General features: G+C 60.3%; 20 protein-coding genes and 1 pseudogene. 10 read left to right on the top strand and 11 right to left on the bottom strand.

Annotated elements, in window-relative coordinates; all coding sequences use genetic code 11:
• Positions 1-222 (top strand): annotated as a pseudogene (locus DNK06_RS25205) (hypothetical protein); the annotation flags it as partial.
• Between the two features lie 87 nt (positions 223-309).
• On the opposite strand, the gene msrQ reads toward DNK06_RS25205, so the two are convergent.
• From msrQ to ilvC, 4 genes are all read right to left on the bottom strand, one after another.
• On the bottom strand, positions 310-930 hold the full coding sequence (gene msrQ / locus DNK06_RS12465; protein WP_131180327.1) for a protein-methionine-sulfoxide reductase heme-binding subunit MsrQ: 621 nt from the start codon (positions 928-930) through the stop codon (positions 310-312).
• Positions 930-1943 (bottom strand): protein-methionine-sulfoxide reductase catalytic subunit MsrP, encoded by a 1014-nt coding sequence (msrP, locus tag DNK06_RS12460; RefSeq protein WP_131180326.1) that lies wholly within the window; start codon positions 1941-1943, stop codon positions 930-932. Before msrP ends, msrQ begins: the two co-directional genes overlap by 1 nt.
• A 62-nt stretch (positions 1944-2005) precedes the next feature.
• Positions 2006-2821: a CDP-diacylglycerol--serine O-phosphatidyltransferase gene (gene pssA / locus DNK06_RS12455; RefSeq protein WP_131180325.1), complete on the bottom strand. Its 816-nt coding sequence runs from the start codon at positions 2819-2821 to the stop codon at positions 2006-2008.
• 154 nt (positions 2822-2975) lie between these two features.
• Positions 2976-3992, bottom strand: a complete 1017-nt coding sequence (ilvC, locus tag DNK06_RS12450) for a ketol-acid reductoisomerase (protein WP_131180324.1) — start codon at positions 3990-3992, stop codon at positions 2976-2978.
• A 125-nt stretch (positions 3993-4117) separates the two neighbouring features.
• On the opposite strand from ilvC, the gene ilvY reads away from it, so the two are divergent.
• Entirely contained in the window at positions 4118-4999 is an 882-nt protein-coding gene (gene ilvY, locus DNK06_RS12445) for an HTH-type transcriptional activator IlvY (RefSeq protein WP_131180323.1), read from the top strand.
• 118 nt (positions 5000-5117) lie between these two features.
• On the opposite strand, the gene ilvN is transcribed toward ilvY, so the two are convergent.
• Positions 5118-5609 (bottom strand): acetolactate synthase small subunit, encoded by a 492-nt coding sequence (gene ilvN, locus DNK06_RS12440; RefSeq protein ID WP_131180322.1) that lies wholly within the window; start codon positions 5607-5609, stop codon positions 5118-5120.
• Between the two features lies 1 nt (position 5610).
• A complete protein-coding gene (locus DNK06_RS12435) occupies positions 5611-7341 on the bottom strand; it encodes an acetolactate synthase 3 large subunit (RefSeq protein WP_131180321.1) in 1731 nt (576 codons plus the stop codon).
• A gap of 546 nt (positions 7342-7887) precedes the next feature.
• Here DNK06_RS12435 and DNK06_RS12430 point away from each other — a divergent pair.
• Complete coding sequence (locus DNK06_RS12430) at positions 7888-8322, top strand: DUF4124 domain-containing protein (protein WP_131180320.1); 435 nt, start codon at positions 7888-7890, stop codon at positions 8320-8322.
• An 18-nt stretch (positions 8323-8340) separates the two neighbouring features.
• On the opposite strand, the gene DNK06_RS12425 is transcribed toward DNK06_RS12430, so the two are convergent.
• From DNK06_RS12425 to mrcB, 3 genes are read right to left on the bottom strand one after another with little or no spacing between them, the layout of a single operon-like run.
• Entirely contained in the window at positions 8341-8670 is a 330-nt protein-coding gene (locus tag DNK06_RS12425; protein WP_131180319.1) for a YqcC family protein, read from the bottom strand.
• Positions 8667-9407, bottom strand: coding sequence for a tetratricopeptide repeat protein (locus tag DNK06_RS12420; protein WP_131180318.1), 741 nt, complete (start codon positions 9405-9407; stop codon positions 8667-8669). The genes DNK06_RS12425 and DNK06_RS12420 overlap by 4 nt, the downstream gene beginning before the upstream one ends.
• A gap of 12 nt (positions 9408-9419) precedes the next feature.
• Entirely contained in the window at positions 9420-11738 is a 2319-nt protein-coding gene (mrcB, locus tag DNK06_RS12415; protein WP_131180317.1) for a penicillin-binding protein 1B, read from the bottom strand.
• Positions 11739-11857: 119 nt separating this feature from the next.
• Between mrcB and DNK06_RS12410 the strand changes: the two genes are divergently transcribed.
• From DNK06_RS12410 to DNK06_RS12390, 5 genes are all read left to right on the top strand, one after another.
• Positions 11858-13420, top strand: a complete 1563-nt coding sequence (locus DNK06_RS12410; protein ID WP_131180316.1) for a bifunctional aminoglycoside phosphotransferase/ATP-binding protein — start codon at positions 11858-11860, stop codon at positions 13418-13420.
• Between the two features lie 213 nt (positions 13421-13633).
• Positions 13634-13990 (top strand): pentapeptide repeat-containing protein, encoded by a 357-nt coding sequence (locus tag DNK06_RS12405; RefSeq protein WP_131180315.1) that lies wholly within the window; start codon positions 13634-13636, stop codon positions 13988-13990.
• Between the two features lie 102 nt (positions 13991-14092).
• A complete protein-coding gene (locus DNK06_RS12400; RefSeq protein ID WP_131180314.1) occupies positions 14093-14365 on the top strand; it encodes a TfoX/Sxy family protein in 273 nt (90 codons plus the stop codon).
• Positions 14366-14561: 196 nt separating this feature from the next.
• Positions 14562-15353, top strand: coding sequence for a Crp/Fnr family transcriptional regulator (locus DNK06_RS12395; RefSeq protein WP_131180313.1), 792 nt, complete (start codon positions 14562-14564; stop codon positions 15351-15353).
• 384 nt (positions 15354-15737) lie between these two features.
• Positions 15738-15917 carry a hypothetical protein gene (locus DNK06_RS12390; RefSeq protein ID WP_131180312.1) on the top strand — a complete coding sequence of 60 codons (180 nt, stop codon included), beginning with the start codon at positions 15738-15740 and terminating at the stop codon, positions 15915-15917.
• Between the two features lie 8 nt (positions 15918-15925).
• Here DNK06_RS12390 and DNK06_RS12385 read toward each other — a convergent pair whose 3' ends face one another.
• The gene (locus tag DNK06_RS12385) at positions 15926-17116 is read right to left on the bottom strand and encodes a multidrug effflux MFS transporter (protein ID WP_131180311.1); all 1191 of its coding nucleotides are present in this window, start codon (positions 17114-17116) and stop codon (positions 15926-15928) included.
• A gap of 170 nt (positions 17117-17286) precedes the next feature.
• Here DNK06_RS12385 and DNK06_RS12380 point away from each other — a divergent pair, with 170 nt between their 5' ends.
• Complete coding sequence (locus DNK06_RS12380) at positions 17287-17907, top strand: TetR family transcriptional regulator (RefSeq protein ID WP_131180310.1); 621 nt, start codon at positions 17287-17289, stop codon at positions 17905-17907.
• Positions 17908-17951: 44 nt separating this feature from the next.
• On the opposite strand, the gene DNK06_RS12375 is transcribed toward DNK06_RS12380, so the two are convergent.
• Positions 17952-18164, bottom strand: coding sequence for a heavy-metal-associated domain-containing protein (locus tag DNK06_RS12375; protein WP_131180309.1), 213 nt, complete (start codon positions 18162-18164; stop codon positions 17952-17954).
• Positions 18165-18306: 142 nt separating this feature from the next.
• On the opposite strand from DNK06_RS12375, the gene DNK06_RS12370 reads away from it, so the two are divergent.
• Complete coding sequence (locus DNK06_RS12370) at positions 18307-18693, top strand: hypothetical protein (protein WP_131180308.1); 387 nt, start codon at positions 18307-18309, stop codon at positions 18691-18693.
• The last annotated feature ends 75 nt before the right edge of the window (positions 18694-18768 follow it).

Below are 18768 nucleotides of genomic sequence, written 5' to 3'. Positions count from 1 at the left end.
AAGAACTTTTTCTTTCTTCTCAACACCTTGCAGCACCCCACCAGACCATCTTCTCTCCAGCGGGAGGCGCATTCTACAGCGTTACAAACCGCTGTCAACCACCTCTTCAACCGCTTTCGATCCAACCCGATCGAGCCATCAACAGCGCCACTCAAACCGCCCTGTCGATGCCGGCGCATTCTACTCGAATTCGCCGTCCGTGCAACCTTTATTTTCGTCTAACTACCTGATTAACAAGGAGTTTTCAGATCAGGCCGCGCCGGAAGTGGTGCGCATTATAGGCAACCTGGTTCTCAGGTCAACGGTTATTTACGCTTTTGTCGAAGATTCCGCCCTCTTCCCCGTGATACGCGGGATTCGGCGCATCACCGGCGGGATACGCAGCATCAGTAGCAGGCTACCAATGACTGCATAAACAGCCCATTCTTCGAGATCAGCCCGCACGACCCACAACATATGCAGCAATCCGAGAGGCAGGATCAGGTAGATGAGGCGATGCAGCTTCTTCCAGGACTTACCAAGACGGCGCTGGCTGTACCGGTTGGACGTGACTGCCAGTAGCAGCAGGCCGAACAACGCGATGGCACCGACGATGATGTAGGGCCGCTTGCGCAATTCAACGGCCAACTGCGACCAGTCCAATCCAAGAATGAATACGGCGTATGCCATCAGGTGCAGTACAGCATAGGCAAAACACCAGAGACCGAGCTGGCGACGCACGGAAATCCAGCCAGACCATCCACTCACGTTCTGCAGCGGCGTCATGCTCAGCGTGATGAGCAACAGGATCAGCGTTCCCAGCCCGAGCCGTTCGACCAACACCTTGCCCGGATCGGGCCCCAGGGCGAAGATCCAGGCCTGGTACAACCAATAGAGCGGCCAGACCGCAGCCAGCAAGAATACGCAAAGCCGCCAGTACGGATGCCGCATCAATAGTTCTTCCGCAGATCGAGATTGCTGTAGAGCGCGGCGACTTCTTCCGAGTAACCGTTGAACATCTGGGTTTCACGCACATTGGGACTGAACAGCCCGCTGGGTAGACGCCGCTCGCGAGCCTGCGTCCAACGAGGGTGGTCGACGTTGGGGTTCACATTGGCATAGAAGCCATACTCCTGCGCCGCGATACTTTGCCAGGTCGTCTTCGGCTGCTCGCCGACCAGGCTGATACGGACGATGGACTTGATGCTCTTGAAGCCATACTTCCACGGCACGACCAAACGTAAGGATGCTCCGTTCTGGTTAGGCAGTTCACGGCCATACATGCCCACAGCAAGAATGGCCAGTGGGTGCATCGCTTCATCCAGGCGCAGCCCTTCTACATAAGGCCAATCGATCAGACCGAAGCGCGAGCGCTGCCCCGGCATGCTGTCGGGATCATTGAGTGTTTCGAAGCGAATGAATTTCGCCGCGGACGTTGGCTCCACCTTATTGAGCAACGCGGAGATGGGGAAACCGATCCAGGGAATCACCATCGACCAGGCTTCGACGCAGCGCAGCCGGTAGATGCGCTCCTCCAATTGATAGGGCTTGATGAAGTCTTCCAGCGCATAACGCCCTGGCTTGCCAACCTCACCATCGACCACCACAGACCAGGGCTCGGTTTTCAGGCTGCCGGCGTTTGCCGCAGGATCCGACTTGTCCGGGCCGAACTCATAGAAGTTGTTGTAGTGGGTGGCATCACGAAACGGTGTCACGGCTTCACCGTTGACGGTTACCGCCTCCCACTTGGTCGCGGCGATACGCTCGGCCAGCCAGGCGGGTGCTTGCCCGGCCTCGACATCCGCATAGCGTTCGGCAGCCGATGACTGCGCCCACGCCGGGACGCTGCCAAGCGCCATACCGGCGGCGGCTGCCGACATAAAGGTACGGCGGGAAAGGTAAACGGATTCGGAGGTGACATCCGACTCGTTGCATTCGGATGCACGGGGGAGCTTGATCAGCATGGTGACTCCGCAGTATCGGGACAGGCATGCCCAATAGACTACGGAGTCTGGAGGAAATTACATCACTCGCTGGTCTGGCGACGACGCAGACGCAGCAGGTACTGGATCGGACCAGAAACCGCATAGGCGAGGAAGATCAGCAGCAAGATGCGCGGTGGATCGCTGAATACCACAGCGAATACCAGCACCACGGCAAGAATCGCCACGAACGGTACGCGACCTTTCAAGTCGAGGTTCTTGAAGCTGTTGTATTTGATATTGCTGACCATCAGCATGCCGGCCGCTGCGACGAGGATCGCCACCACGAAAGCCATGTTGGAGCCTTTGATGCCGAAATCACTGAACGCCCACACGGTACCGGCCACGACACCAGCAGCTGCAGGACTGGCCAGGCCGATGAAATAGCGCTTGTCGACACTGCCGATCTGGGTATTGAAGCGGGCCAGGCGTAATGCAGCACCGGCTACATAGATGAAGGCGACCATCCAGCCGACCTTGCCCATACTGCCGAGCGCCCATTCGAAGGCCAGCAATGCCGGTGCGACACCGAAGGCGACCATGTCGGAGAGCGAATCGTATTCGGCGCCAAAGGCGCTCTGGGTATTGGTCAGGCGCGCGACGCGACCATCCAGGCCGTCCAGCACCATGGCCACGAACACCGCCGCGGCGGCTACATAGAAGTTGCCGTTCATCGCGTTGATGATGGCGTAGAAGCCGGCGAACAGATTCGCGGTCGTGAACAGATTGGGCAACAGGTAGATGCCGCGATGGCGAACCTTCCGCCCCTCGTCGTCGTGCCCTTCCTCAATATGTTCGTCGATGGGCAGTAAGCTTTCATCGTCCTTGGACGATTTTGGCTCTTGCGGACGCTCGCTCATGAACAACACCTTGCTACGGATTTGAATTTTCGACCGAGTCGCTGGGCAAGCGTTCGCCCTGACGTCGGCATTAGCGTTCGGGCTTTATACCAGAAGCCCGCCCCATAACGAAAAAACGCGGCCAGGGCCGCGTTCTTTCTCGATCGGGTTCGACTTAGTTTTTCGACTTGTCGACGATCTTGTTAGCCGAAATCCACGGCATCATCGAACGCAGTTGCTCGCCGATGATTTCGATACCGTGAGCGGCGTTGTTACGACGCTTGGCGGTCATCGATGGGTAGTTGGTAGCGCCTTCGCTGATGAACATCTTCGCGTATTCGCCGTCCTGGATGCGCTTCAGAGCGTTGCGCATGGCCTGACGGGATTCGGCGTTGATGACTTCCGGGCCGGTCACGTACTCGCCGTACTCGGCGTTGTTGGAGATCGAGTAGTTCATGTTGGCGATGCCGCCTTCGTACATGAGGTCAACGATCAGCTTCAGTTCGTGCAGGCATTCGAAGTAGGCCATTTCCGGCGCGTAACCGGCTTCGACCAGGGTTTCGAAACCGGCCTTGACCAGTTCGACGGTACCACCGCACAGAACGGCTTGTTCGCCGAACAGGTCGGTTTCGGTTTCGTCCTTGAAGGTGGTTTCGATGATACCGGTACGGCCACCGCCAACGCCCGAAGCATAGGACAGAGCGACGTTCTTGGCATTGCCGGAAGCGTCCTGATAGACCGCGATCAGGTCAGGAATACCGCCGCCTTTGACGAACTCGGTACGTACGGTGTGGCCCGGGGCCTTCGGCGCGATCATGATCACGTCGAGATCAGCGCGCGGAACGACCTGGTTGTAGTGAATGGCGAAGCCGTGGGAGAACGCCAGGGTAGCGCCCTGCTTGATGTTCGGCTCGATCTCGTTCTTGTACAGCTGGCCTTGGAACTCGTCCGGAGTCAGGATCATCACCAGGTCGGCGGCAGCGACGGCGCTGGCCACGTCGGTGACTTTCAGGCCATGGGCTTCGGCCTTGGCGACGGTGGCCGAGCCTTTGCGCAGACCGATGGTCACGTCGGCGCCGGAGTCTTTCAGGTTGCAGGCCTGGGCGTGGCCCTGGGAGCCGTAACCGATGATGGCGACTTTCTTGCTCTGGATGATGGAGAGGTCGCAATCTTTGTCGTAATAAACTTTCATGTTCTTGGCTCTTTTGAATCGAAAAGGATGGGGTGCTGGCACCGCTACAGAGGCACCTTAAGTGATCCGTCCCATTGCGTAAAATGATATATTTGCAACACAACATGCCAATATATGAAACGCTCATGGATAGCCACGCACTCAGGCTCTTTCTTTCCCTGGCGGATAACCTGCACTTCGGCAAAACCAGCCGCGAGCAGCACGTCAGCCCCTCCGCGCTCAGTCGCAGCATCAAGCAACTCGAAGAGGAACTCGGCGCTCCCCTGTTCGTGCGCGACAATCGCTCAGTACGGCTGACCCGCGAAGGACAACAGTTCCGCGAGTACGCAAGCGATGTCATGAACGGCTGGCAGGCGATTCGTCAGACCTTCAGACAGGATCAGCTGATCCTGCATGGAGAGCTCTCCCTGTATTGCTCGGTGACGGCGAGCTACAGCTTCCTCTACGACATCCTGAGCAGCTTCCGGCAGGCCTACCCGCGCATCGAAATGAAGCTGCATACCGGCGATCCGGCGAAGGCCGTCGAGCGCGTGCAACTGGGGCTGGAAGATCTTGCCATCGGTGCCCTCCCCGACAGCTTGCCGGCCGGCATCGTCTTTCAATCGATCACTCGCTCGGAACTGCGCTTCATCGGTCCGCAGTCTCCTCAACTGTTGAGCGAAGAACAGCTCAGGCACCCCAGGGCGGAAAGCTGGCAGGACGTGCCGATGATTCTCTCGGAAGAAGGCCTGGCCCGAACCCGTACCGATCGCTGGCTGAAAAGCCACAACATCAAACCGCGGATCTATGCCCAGGTGAGCGGCAACGAAGCCATCGTCAGCATGGTGAGCCTGGGGTTCGGTATCGGTGTGGTACCGCAGATCGTGCTGGACAACAGCCCATTGGCCGCACGCATCCGCCTCTACGATATCCAGCCGCCATTGACCGCCTACGACATTGGCCTGTTCGCACTGGAAAAGCGCCTCAAAGACCCACTGATCGCCGCCTTCTGGAACCGCCAGCAGTAAATTTTCGAAAGTGGCCGGGAGCCATTCTTGACGTCGCCTGCAACGGCCCGCTGGGTGCTCGCCAGGGAGGGCGGGCCAAAAAAACCCCGCACTGGGCGGGGCTTCTTCAACGTCGCGATCAGATACTCAGTACCTTGTCGCCACGGGCGATACCGGTGACGCCACTGCGTACGGTTTCCAGGATCAATGCGGTGCCGATGGCCTGGATGAAGCTGTCCAGCTTGTCGCTGGTACCGGCCAGCTGGATGGTGTAGACGCTCGGCGTCACATCGACGATCTGCCCACGGAAGATGTCGGTAGTGCGCTTGACCTCGGCGCGCTGGGCGCCAGTGGCCTTGACCTTTACCAGCATCAGCTCGCGCTCGATGTGAGCGTTTTCCGAGAGATCCACCAACTTGACCACTTCGATCAGCTTGTTGAGGTTCTTGGTGATCTGCTCGATCACGTCATCATGGCCAATCGTGGTCAACGTCAGGCGCGACAGAGTCGGGTCTTCGGTCGCCGCCACGGTCAGGCTTTCGATGTTGTAGTTGCGCTGGGAGAACAGGCCGACCACACGCGACAAGGCTCCCGGTTCGTTTTCCAGCAGCAGGGAAATGATATGACGCATGTCAGGTACGCTCCGTCTTGCTCAGCCACATGTCGCGCATCGCCCCACCCCGAATCTGCATCGGGTAGACGTGCTCGCTGGTATCCACGGCGATGTCGAGGAACACCAGGCGGTTCTTCATCGCGAAGGCTTCTTCCATCTTCGGCTTGAGGTCTTTCAGATCCGTGATGCGCATGCCCACGTGCCCGTAGGATTCGGCCAACTTGACGAAATCGGGCAGCGACTCCATGTAGGAATGCGAGTAACGGCTGCTGTACTGCATGTCCTGCCACTGGCGAACCATGCCCAGCGCACCGTTGTTGAGGTTGACGATCTTCACCGGCAGGTCGTACTGCAGGCAGGTCGACAGCTCCTGGATGTTCATCTGGATACTGCCTTCACCGGTGACGCAAGCCACGTCGTTATCCGGGAAGTTCAGCTTGACGCCCATGGCCGCCGGGAAACCGAAGCCCATGGTGCCCAGACCGCCAGAGTTGATCCAGCGGTTCGGCTTGTTGAACCTGTAGTACTGCGACGCGAACATCTGGTGTTGACCAACATCGGAACTGACGAAGGCATCACCTTTGGTGACCTCGTACAGCGTCTCGATCACGGTCTGCGGCTTGATGATGCTGCCGTCACCCTTGTTGTACGGGAACAGACCGCGATTACCGCGCCATTCCTCGATCTGTTTCCACCAGGCGGCCTGCGAGTCTTTATCCGGGTTCTGCTCGATTTCCTTGAGTGCGGCGACCATCTCGCTCAGCACGCTGTCGACCGGGCCGACGATCGGGATATCGGCCTTGACCGTCTTGGAGATCGACGCAGGGTCGATGTCGATATGAATGATCTTGGCGTTCGGGCAGAACTTGGTCGCGTTTTCACCATTGATGACCCGGTCGTCGAAACGCGCACCGACTGCCAGGATGACGTCGGCGTGGTGCATGGCCAGGTTGGCGGTGTAGCTGCCGTGCATGCCCAGCATGCCGACGAACTGACGGTCATCGCCCGGGTAGGCGCCGAGGCCCATCAAGGTGTTGGTGACTGGCACGTTCAGCGCGCGGGCCAGTTCGGTCAGGTGGGCCGAGGCGCCACCGAGAATCACGCCGCCGCCGGAATAGATGATCGGACGCTTGGCCGCGATGAGCATTTCCGCCGCTTTGCGGATCTGCCCCGAATGGCCACGAACCGCCGGACTGTAGGAACGCAGTTTGACCTTCTTCGGGTAGCTGTATTCGAACTTCTGGGTCGGATCGCCCATGTCCTTGGGAATATCCACGACCACCGGACCAGGACGACCGGACTCGGCGAGGTAGAAAGCCTTCTTGATCACTTCGGGGATTTCCGAAGGATGCTTGATGATGAAGCTGTGTTTCACGATCGGGCGGGAGATGCCGACCATGTCGACTTCCTGGAAGGCATCGGTGCCAACCACGGTACTGGCCACCTGACCGGAAAGGATCACCATCGGGATCGAGTCCATGTAGGCGGTGGCGATACCGGTAACGGCATTGGTCGCGCCAGGGCCGGAGGTCACCAGCACCACGCCGGCCTTGCCGGTGGCACGGGCATAGCCGTCCGCCATATGGGTCGCCGCCTGCTCGTGGCGAACCAGGATGTGGGTCACTTCCGGTTCTTTGAACAAGGCATCGTAGATGTGCAGGAGGGCACCACCCGGATACCCATAGATGTACTTAACGCCTTCGTCACGCAACGAGCGGACGACCATTTCAGCGCCGGATAAAAGCTCCACGTTGTTCACCTCTAAAACGCCAGAAAACCGCCCTTTTGCAGGTACGGCCCGAGTAGGTTTACTGTCAGCAGAGCATGAGCGACTGTGGTCGCCGACTACGTCAGCTACAACTGAGCAAGTATTGGGAGAATCCCTGATGTGTTGCGGGACTTTCCCACCCAGCGCGAGGTAACGCGTTGCGGGTGTAACGAAAGGTCGGCGCGGGTAGCGCCTCATGTCTACTGAGCTGAAGCCAGCTTGCGGCTGACCCCACTGCAGCGAGCATTCGATTGTTGTTATTCGAAGACGGCAAGTCAAGTGATCCGTGATGGAATATGCGATTCACAGGGGATATCCAGGCCCGCTGAAGTATCGAGAACGCCGTGATGTGCGAAAAACCCATGCCGATGTGAAGCAGCGCAGGATGGACTGGCAACCGATTTGGTTATAGTAACCGGCAGATACTCCGCACGCGCCGCCACGAGCGTCCGCTGCGCGAAGCACAGACCATGAAACCCCCGTTCCGACCCCCGCAAGGTTCGGCAACAGCCCTAATAAGGAAGTCCCATGCGCCGCATGATCCTCACCACCAGCCTGGCGCTCGCTCTGAGCACCACCGCCCTGGCTGGCCAGGTATACAGGTGGGTCGACGCCCAGGGCGTCACCCATTTCAGCGAACAACCACCGCAAGGCCAGCAAGCCACCACGGTAAATACGGCCACTCCCCCACCGCCCTCCACCGAGCCGAAACCGACGCCGACCTTCCAGAACATCGCCGACCCGGAGCAGGCGGCGATCGACGCCAAGGTCAAGCAGGAGGTGGCCGAACAGGAAGCGCAACGCCGCAAATATTGCGAGAGTCAGCGCAACAACCTCGCGCAGCTGGAAAACAACCCGCGGGTGCGCGTGGAGGACGGTGGAGAAATGCGCCGTCTTGGCGAGGAAGAACGCCAGCAGCGGATCGCCGAGAGCAAGAAGGCGATCGAAGAGAACTGCAAGTAACGAGAAAGACTGCGGGCCTCAGCCCGCAGTGATGAGCCGGTCGAAATCGCGCAGAGCCTGGAACAATTCGGCCGCAGCGCGATTGTCGGCACCATAGACGTGCTCGGCCATGGGCAGGATGCCGGACACGGCCGGCAGATCGGTGCCCGCCTCGATGATGGCTTTCATGCGTGGCAGGAAGATCCATTGCAGCCACTGAGCGAAGTCCAGCGTATCCACGCAGAACGGCTGCTCACTGGCCAAGGCCTGCTCGCTCGGTGCAGATGTATCCCACCAGCCTTGCGTCCGCAACGCACGCTCGACCAGCAACAGCTGGTCGGCGATATCGGTTACTCGTGCCGCTGTCACAGATTGACTCGCGCACGCTCACGAGCCTGGGCGGCACCTGCGGCATCACCCTGCTGCTCACGGGACTTGGCGATCAGATCCCACAGGCTCGCCTGCAGAGCCGGACGACCACTGGCATAGCTCAGGCCACGGCGGGCGAACTGCTCGGCCTGGGCGGCATCGCCCTGAGCCAGGCGCACTTCCGCCAGACGATAGAGCACCTGCGGTTCACGCGGGGCGATACGCTGCGCGCGCTCCAGACTGGAAGCCGCACCATTGAGGTCGCCACCAGTCTGCTGCTGTTGCGCACTGGTCAGCAACGCCAGCACCGGGCCGTCCAGTTGCTCATCGGCAGCCAGACCACCACTGTTGCCACTGGGGATGCCGCTTGGTATGGACGGCTGAGACTGTGGCGCACTGCCGTATGTCGCCGAACCCAAAGGCTCGCTGCTCAGCGGCGGCTCGTCGAACGTCAACCCACCACTGTTGGTGGGCGCGCCAGCTGGCGCAGCATAGGTATCGATCGGCGTAGACGGGTTACCACCCGGCACCATCACCACCACACCGGAATCATCCGGAGCGGACTGAGACTGCTGCTGCGTCGGCGCCGGTGCATTGCTGTAGCCATTGCCCGAGCCATCTTCCTGCTCGTAAGCAGACGAGCCGGAGTCTACGACCGGAATGGAACCACGCGGTACGCTGGCACAACCTCCCAGCACCACCGAGGCAGTCAAAACGGGAATCAACCACTTACTCACGTCAAACCTCTCTTATTCCAACCAGCCACGCACCCAATCCATCACCGAGTCGACGGGTGCCTGAATACCACAACCAGGCCCGGGAGCCGGCTCGCTGCCGCGAATATACGGCATCTGTACGGCACCCGGACAATTCTCTGCCGAGCCCTGCCCGGTCGCTGCATCCACCCATGCCTGCACCACATTGTCCGGCATCGGCATGTCCAGCGGCAGCGGATCGGCACGACGCATGAAGCCCGTCCAGGCCTGCAGCGCGCCGGTCGCCCCGGTAAATGGTGTCGGCCCGTTATCGTCACGGCCCATCCATACCACGGCCAACAGATCCTGACTGAAGCCGGCAAACCAGCTGTCGCGCGAATCGTTACTGGTACCGGTTTTGCCCGCCAGCGTCAGCGAGCCTGGCAACTGGCTGTACACCGAGCGGCCAGTACCTTCACGCATGGTGCGCTGCATGGCGTTTTGCAGCAGGTAGATCGAGCCCGCGTCGAAACGCTGCTGAATCTGGTACGGGTAGCGCTTGAGCGGCTCGCCCTCGGCGGTCAACACGCTGCGGATACCGCGCAACGGCGTATTGAAGCCACCACTGGCGAGGGTCTGGTACATGCCCGTCACTTCAAGCGGCGTCAGCGCACCCGCGCCCAGCAGCATCGAAGGATAGGCCGGCCACTGCCGCGACACGCCCAAACGCTCCAGGGTTTTGAGCACGTTCGGCACGCCCAGTTCCAGGCCCAACTTGGCAGAGGACAAGTTGTAGGAGTTGGCCAGCCCCTGATACAGGTAAATGCTGCCATGGGCCTTGCGATCATAGTTCTGCGGCCTCCACACCTGACCATCCTGACCCTTCACCGAGAACGCCTCATCCAGCACACGAGTGGTCAGGGTGTACTGGCTGGGGCGCTCGAGAGCAGTCAGGTAGATGGCCGGTTTGATCAGTGAGCCAATAGGCCGCACCGCGTCCAGCGCACGGTTGAATCCGGCGAAGCGCGGCTGACGGCTGCCGATCAGCGCCTGGATTTCACCGGTCTCCGGATTGGTGACCACCATGCCGGCTTCAACCTGATCAGAGTCCTTGCGCCCGGCCTGACGCTTGAAGGTTTCTGCCAGGGCATCTTCGGCCTTGAGCTGCAGGATCGGATCGAAACTGGTGAAGATACGCAGCCCTTCTTCGGTCAAATCTTCGTCACGGTAATCCTGACGCAACTGACGCCGCACCAGATCGAGGAAAGCCGGGAACGAGCCATTGGCCATGCTACCGCGCTGAGTCACACCGAGTGGGCGCTCTTTCGCGGCCGCAGCTTCCTCCGGCGACACCACACCCTGCTCGACCAACAGGTCGAGAATCAGGTTGCGGCGGCTCAAGGCCCGCTCAGGATTGCGCCGCGGATTATAGAAGGTCGGCCCCTTGACCATGCCCACCAACAGCGCCACCTGGTCAAGCTTGAGTTCGGACAGCGGCTGGCTGAAGAAGTACTGGCTGGCCAGGCCGAAGCCGTGCACCGCGCGCTGGCCGTCCTGGCCGAGGAACACCTCGTTGAGATACGCCTCGAGAATTTCGCGTTTGTCGTAATGCAGTTCCAGCAATACTGCCATCATCGCTTCAGTGATCTTGCGGGTCAGGCTGCGTTCGTTGGTCAGGTAGAAGTTCTTCACCAACTGCTGGGTCAGGGTACTACCGCCCTGGCGGAGCTGGCCGGCAGTGGCGTTGACCCACACCGCACGGGCGATGGATTTCGGCGACACCCCGAAATGGCTGAAGAACTCGCGATCCTCGACCGCCACCAGCGTTTCCACCAGATAGGCAGGCACCTGATCGAGCTTGATCAGCACGCGGTCTTCCTGATGCGCGGGATACAGACCGCCAATCAGCATCGGCTCCAGACGCGCCACGGCCAGGTCTTTGCCGTCGGCCTTGGTCAGCGAAGCGACGTAGTCGCCGGAGAAACGCACGTTGACCTGCTGTGCCTGCTCTGCGCTCTCGTAGAACTGGAAACCACGCGAATGCAGGGAAATGTTGTTACCCGACACAGCAACGGCACCGGGCCCGCTCGCCGAGTTTTCACGGCGGTAGCCGAGGGCATCCATTTCCTTGAGGAGGTCGTCCTTGGCCAGTTTCTGGCCGACGAACAGCTCCAGCGGCCGGGCATAGACCTTGGCCGGAACGGTCCAGCGCTTGCCGGAGAATTTCTCCTGGACGATGGCATCGAGGTAAACCGCGAAACCGGCGAACAGCACCAGGCCGACCAGGCCGAGCTTTATAGCCCAGCCCAGCAAGGGGCGCATGCCACGGGGGCGGCGTTTGGAACGGGAGCGGGAAGATCGAGTACGAGTCATGGCGCGGCATTATACGCACTTTGCGAAACGCCGGCAGGCACAGCCTAGCGGTTTGCAGCCTGGCAATGAGGGGCCATAATGCGTGCCTGTTCTCCTCCTTTCCAAGCCAAGGATCACCCGTGAGCCAAGCCCTGATTACCGCCCTGCAGAACCCGGCCCTTTATCCGCACCCGGTGGACGGTTTCAGTGTCATCGAGACCCATATTTCCTGGGTTGTGCTGACTGGCCCTTACGCTTACAAGATCAAGAAACCGGTGGATTTCGGCTTCCTCGATTTCACCTCCCTGGAGTCCCGCCAGCACTTCTGCCAGGAAGAGCTGCGCCTCAATCAGCGCCTGACCCGGGATTTGTATCTGGAGGTGTTGCCGATCAGCGGCAGCGTCGACGCCCCACGACTGGACGGCGCAGATCCGATCATCGAATACGCATTGAAGATGCGTCAGTTCCCTCAGGAGCAACTACTGGCTCAGGTGCAAGCTCGGGGTGAGTTGAACGAAGCGCATATCGACGCACTGGCCAAACAGATCGCCGACTTTCACCGTGAAACGCCTCAAGTCGCGATCGACCACTCGCTATGCAATGCCACCGCCATCGTCGCGCCGTTGCGGCAGAACTTCGAGCAGATTCGCCCGATGCTCAGCGACAAGGCCGACCTGCAACAGCTGGATGCCCTGGAAGCCTGGGTGGAAACCAGCCTCGAGCGGCTGTGGCCCGATCTGGAAGCCAGAGCCCGCGAGGGTTTCATCCGCGAGTGCCACGGCGACATTCACCTGGGTAACGCAACGCTGCTGGACGGCAAGGCCACTCTGTTCGATTGCATCGAGTTCAACGAACCGTTCCGCCTGACCGACATCGCACTGGATACTGCCTTCCTGGTCATGGATCTGGAAGACCGCGGCCTCAAGTGCCTGGCGCGGCGCCTGCTCAACAGTTGGCTGGAGCATACCGGCGATTACGGCTCGCTCAAGCTGTTCAATATCTACAAGACCCACCGGGCGCTGGTGCGCGCCAAAGTCGCGCTGTTCCGCCTCGGCCAGGAGCAGGATGCCGTGCAACGGGCGGTGATTCTGCGTCAGTACCGCGGCTACGCCGGCCTGGCGGAAAGCTACAGCGCCATCCCTGCGCGCTTTCTGGCCATCACCCGCGGTGTTTCAGCGGTCGGCAAGAGCCAGGTGGCACTGCGCCTGGTCGAGGCGCTCGGCGCGATACGCATCCGCTCGGACGTCGAGCGCAAGCGCCAGCTGGGCGAGCAACAGGCAAGCGCCACCAATCAGCTGAATACCGGCATTTATAGTGAAGATGCCAGCAAGGCGATCTATGAGCGTTTGAACCAACTGGCCGATCTGGCGCTGCATGCGGGTTACCCGGTGGTGCTGGACGCCACCTTCCTCAAGCGTCCCCAGCGCCAGGCGGCCCAGCTTGTCGCCGAAGAAACCGGCGTACCCTTTCTGATCGTCGACTGTCAGGCACCCGATTCGGTGATTACCAGTTGGCTGCAGCAGCGCCGGCAACAGGGTGACGATCCCTCTGACGCCACACTGGAAGTGATAGAAGCCCAGCGTGCCGGACAGGACGCCCTGGATGAAACCGAGCTGGCTCACTACAAGCGGGTTGATACCCACGACAGCGCCAGCCTCAACGAACTGATCAGCGCCATTCGCCAGCGCTTCCCGAACCTGTAAACCTGGCGAGCAGCGCCGCCAAGCCGCACTATAGGGCACCTCTAAAAATGTAGGCGAGGCGGTCAGCACAAGGCAAAAACAGGCGAAAAAGCGGAGTTTACGAGCTGTAAATGAGCATTTTTAGCCTGTTTTTAACGCAGTGATGACAACGCAGGTAGTTTTTAGAGGTGGCCTATACTGGCAGTGAGCCCCCTCCTCCGGATCACTGCCATCATGAGCCAACCGCACCAGCTGGACACCCCGCTCTACCGCCTGCTGCACGAAGATGACGTCGCCGCCTTCAATGCGCAGCGCCCGCAAGGCGTTGCCATCGACCTGAGCGGTGGCGACTTCCGCGGCCTCGACCTGCGTACTCTGGACGCCGAAGGCATCGACTTTCGCAATGCCTACTTCCGCAGTGCCGACCTGCGCGGCGTGGATCTACGCACCACGCAACTCGAAGGCGCCAGCATTGCCCATGCGCAGATATCCGGTGCCTATTTCCCGGCCGAGCTGAGCGCTGACGAAATTCTCATGTCGATGAACTTCGGTACACGCCTGCGCTATCGGACTCATCCCAACCACCTGTAGCAATGTGTAACGCTCCGTCCTGAACCAACGGCCGCTACACTTTCTCCCAGTAGTGCGGCCATGCAGCACCCACCTGCAAAACGGTCGCGAAAAGGAGATTCCGTGAACGACGAATTGCAGCATCTCAAGAACCTGGGCAAGACCTCGTCGCAGTGGCTTCACGCGGTAGGCATCCACAATGTCACTGATCTGCGCCGCTACGGCGCGGTCGATGCTTACAGGGCCGTCCGGGCACGCGGATTCAGAGCCTCCAAAGTCCTGCTCTACGCCATCGAAGGCGCTTTGCTGGACATTCACTGGAGCGAGTTGCCGCCAACCCGCAAGGAAAGCCTCAACCTGCAGCTGGAAGAAGCGGCGAACGACGCCAAGATCTAGTTCTGCCCCAGCCGATCGCTTCGTTTCCCAAAGCCAACGAGCCCCACGGAGAACAGAGGCTTCGGTAGCTCTGCGCTGGCGAAGAACACGCGTTGGTTCACAACCTCCAGCAAGACCGATTTACCTGAAGCGCGGCGACGATTATCGTCCCAGGGATTTTCGTGCGTACCCAGCATGAGCAGCTCAAGGAACCAGCATGTATCTACTCGGGGAACAACCGGCCTACGCCGACCAACTGATCAGCCGATTGCAAAGCATCCCCGGGAAGTTACTCGATGGGCTCAGCCCCTGTGGCGCAGCACTACACCTCGAGCGCAGTGAGGATCTGACCCGCGAACTGCCCGGTAACCAGTTGTTCATCATCGACAACGGCTTGCTGCATGCACTGGTCGACGAGCGACCGCTGTTCTATCTACAGGAAGGCGATCTGGTCGGCCTGCGTCAGGGTATCGACCTACCCACCTGCCGCTATACCAGCGACGAGCCGGTGACCCTGACTCCCTATTCACGCAGCGCAGTGTTCAAGCACATCTACGCCAGCGAACCTCGCCAGGAGCTGTTCATCCAGTACCTCGTAGGTCATACCGCCCTGCTCTCGGATGCTCTGGCGCGCATCAAACAGCCAGAAGTACGCCCGACCACCGGGTTCAAGCATTTCGCCAAAGGCGATGCGCTGATCAATCAGGGCGACGAGGCCGATCACGTATTCATCATCATCGAAGGGCACGCCGAAGCCTTCGTCGATGGCGTGAAGGTGGGGGATGTGCAGAAAGACGAGATCTTCGGCGCCATGGCCGTGTTCACCCATGAGAAGCGCAGCGCCACGGTTATCTCCAGCGAAGCCTGCACGGTGATGGTGATCCCCAAGGATCAGTTCCTCAGCCTGATGGAAAGCAATCCACGCATCGCCCACAGCCTTGTCGAGAGCATGGCCCGGCGCATCGACCTGCTCAACAAGGAAATTACTCAGCTACGCCAGCCTGGCTGAAGTCAGCCACGCTTACAGATGCCCCGGCCATGCGCCGGGGTTCTTCGTTTCAGACTGCAGAAAATCGCTATGGCGACGATGAGGGAAAATAATTTCCAAATAGCTGTTGACTATGTAATGAGAATTGCTATTATTTGCATCAGCTGATCGCGAGATCGGCCGATAACCTAAAGAGACCTTAGGTCGGACTCTTCAGATTATCTCCTCATCAGGCTAATCACGGTTATTGACCCGGCTCTTTGCCGGGTCTTTTTTTGCCTGCGAAAAATGACTTTACAAGTGCACCATGAGCAAGCCGTGACGTCCGTCGCTTCATTGATCTGCATCAGAGCAACTACGCCAGTAGCAGCTAGACTGTTCGCACGCTCACTGGGAGACACCATCATGGATATCCGGATACGTGCGTTGAAAGGCCCTCTCGGCACTCACTGGCAAGTCAGCCTCGACAGGCATCAGGTCAGCTTTCGCAGCGAAAGCGAAGCGCGCCAGTTCGTGGCGACTCTCGAAGCGAGAGTACAGGCGCCCCATGCGCTGCCGGCGGCCGGACAACGCATGGCGAGCTGAGCCATCGGTCAGCCGTGCGGGTGCCCGGCCCGTTGCTCCGCCCAGCGGGTGAAGCGCGAAGCCAGTACCGCCAGCACGCCGCAACAGAAGATCACCACCGCCATTGGCACGGCGCTGCCGTCATGCAGCACGCCGACCATGGACGCGGCGGTCGCCGCGATGGTGAATTGCAAACTGCCCATCAGGGCCGACGCGCTCCCTGCGTGGCGCCCCTGCCCGGCCATCGCACAGGCGGAGGTGTTCGGTAGCAGGATCCCCAACGACGCGATGCAGCCGAACAGCGGCACCAGCAGCGGCCACAGCGATTGGCTATGCAACCAGGACAACAGCAGCAACACCGTGCCACACCCCAGATAGAACCAGACGATGCGCCTGGCCCAGTAGGCCGGCCCTTGGCGTGATACCAACCATGCGTTGAGCTGCGCCGCCAATATGAAGCCGGCAGCATTGGCGCCGAACAGCCAGCCGTAGTGTTCTGTCGCAACGCCATAGAGCTCGATGAACACGAAGGGTGAGCCGGCGATGTACGCGAACATGCCGGCAATCGCCAGACCGCCAGTCAGGGCGTGGCCGATAAAGGGCAGATCGGCGAACAGCCGGCGATATTCGCCGAGCGCGCCACGCAGCGGTGGCGGCTCGACATCGGGGTTCAGGGTTTCCGGCAACCACAGGAACAGGGCGACCAGACAGGTCGCACTGAACAGCATCAGGCAGACGAAGATCGACGGCCAGCCGAACAGGTTGAGCAGCAAACCACCCGCCACGGGTGCGAGAATCGGTGCCAGCCCCATCACCAGCATCAGTTGCGAGAAAACCTTGGCCGAGCTGATCGGATCGCACAGATCGCGTACCACGGCCCGCGACACCACCATGCCGGCGCAACCGCCAAGGGCCTGCACGAAGCGCGCGACGATCAGCCACTCGAGAGTGGGCGCCACGGCACAGGCCAGCGAGGCCAGGGTGAACAGGGACACACCGACGAGCAGCGGTATGCGCCGCCCGAACCGATCGGCCAGCGGCCCATAGAGCAACTGCCCGATGGCCAGGCCGGCAAAGTAGGACGCCAGGGAGAGCTGGACATGCTCGGTGTCGGTGTCGAACGCCAGCGCCAGGGCGGGAAAGCTGGGCAGATAGAAATCGATGGCTAGCGGGCCGAAGGCACTGAGTGCCCCGAGGATCAGCAACAGGCGAAACGTCATTTGCAAGGTACTCGACGAGTGTCCCAACCCAGGCTGGGTCAACGGGCGGAGCGCTTGACGCCCCTGAAAGAGTGAACACCGACAATTACATACAACTTCGTCTGTAAAACAAACCTTAGGGGCGAAAAATAATTACACTCGCCTTTCCTGAACCGATTGATTCCTGCCGTATGCGTCGAACCAAAGAACAAGCAGAACAGACCCGCAACACCATTCTGGCATCCGCCGAGATGCTGTTTCTGGAAAAAGGTGTCGCCCACACCAGCCTGGAGCATATCGCCAAGCACGCTGGCGTTACGCGTGGCGCGGTGTATTGGCACTTCCAGAACAAGGCCCACCTGTTTCACGACATGCTCAGCCAGGTACGCCTACCCCCGGAGCAACTGGCCAGACACCTGCAGGAGAGCGACTCCGGCGATGCATTGCAGTCACTGCGCGAGATGTGTGTCGAAGGTATCGCCAGCATCGCCCTGGACGAGCAGAAGCGGCGCATCTTCACGGTGCTGCTACACCGCTGCGAGTTCACCGAAGAACTTCGCGAGGCGGAAAAACGCCATGAAGCCTTCATCAATCAGTTCATCGACCTGTGCGAGGCGATCTTCGCCCACCCGTCAGCGCAATCGCGATTGCGCCCAGGCATGACGCCGCGCCTCGCTGCCCGCACCGTGCACGCACTGATCATCGGCATGCTCAGCGACTGGCTGCGCGACAACAGCCTGTTCGACCCGCAGAGAGACGGGCCGGTGATGGTCGACGGGCTTTTCCGCGGGTTGATACACGACTGGAATTAGAAGCGGCTGGCAACGCGGCCTGACCGAGCCTCGCCATTGGCAGCCTAGGTTCGGGCCGCTGGCACCGCCTCGGCCTTATAGCCTTCGTCGATAATCGCGGCGAGCACCTGATCGACCGGATGCGAGGTTCGCACCCTGACCTCGCCTGCGGCCAGATCGACCTGCACCTGTGCCGAGGCGTCGATGGCCTGTACGGCGCCGGTGATCGCCCGCACACAATGGTCGCATGTCATCCCTTCCACCTTGAATACCTTCATCGTCATCTCCTCTGCCCGCCAGGGCAATCGTTCGAACGGTGAGGGAGTATCGAGCTTGCCATCGGGTCAAGGTCAAGCATCACCTTGTTGAACGCGGTAACCTCGGCCAAGCTCAGAAAACTCCACTGCTACTGGTCTGACCATGCCCCGCCTCCTGCTCTCCCTGTTTCTTGCCCTGCCCTTGCCAGCCCTCGCTCAGGTGCTGCCGTCACATACCACCATGGGCGATGGTTATGCCGTGCTGATCGTTTCCCGCGAGCGCCTGGAAGTGGCATCGCCATGCGAGTTCGGCGTCTACCTGCAGGATCAACTGGCCGCGCGACTGTTTCAGGGCCAATCGGTATCCTTCAATCTGCCGCCGGGCGAGGTATCGGTTCGCCTGGGCATGATCGGTACGGAGAACTGCCAGGCAGGCATCACCCCGCTCGATAGCCAGCGGCTGAGCCTGCAAGCCGGCGAAATCCGCCGTTATCGCATTGGCCTCAGCGCCTCTGGCCCATACCTGACGCCTGCGCCACCCAGCCAGTGAGCCGTGCCGGACACGGCAGCGGTTTCGGGGCTTGACCTTACCCATATGTCAAGGTTGATCCTGTGCCTATCAGCC

The sequence above is a fragment of the Phytopseudomonas daroniae genome, from assembly GCF_004327285.1.
GTDB classification, from domain to species: Bacteria; Pseudomonadota; Gammaproteobacteria; order Pseudomonadales; family Pseudomonadaceae; genus Aquipseudomonas; species Aquipseudomonas daroniae.
This window is presented reverse-complemented; position numbering and strand designations above follow the sequence as displayed.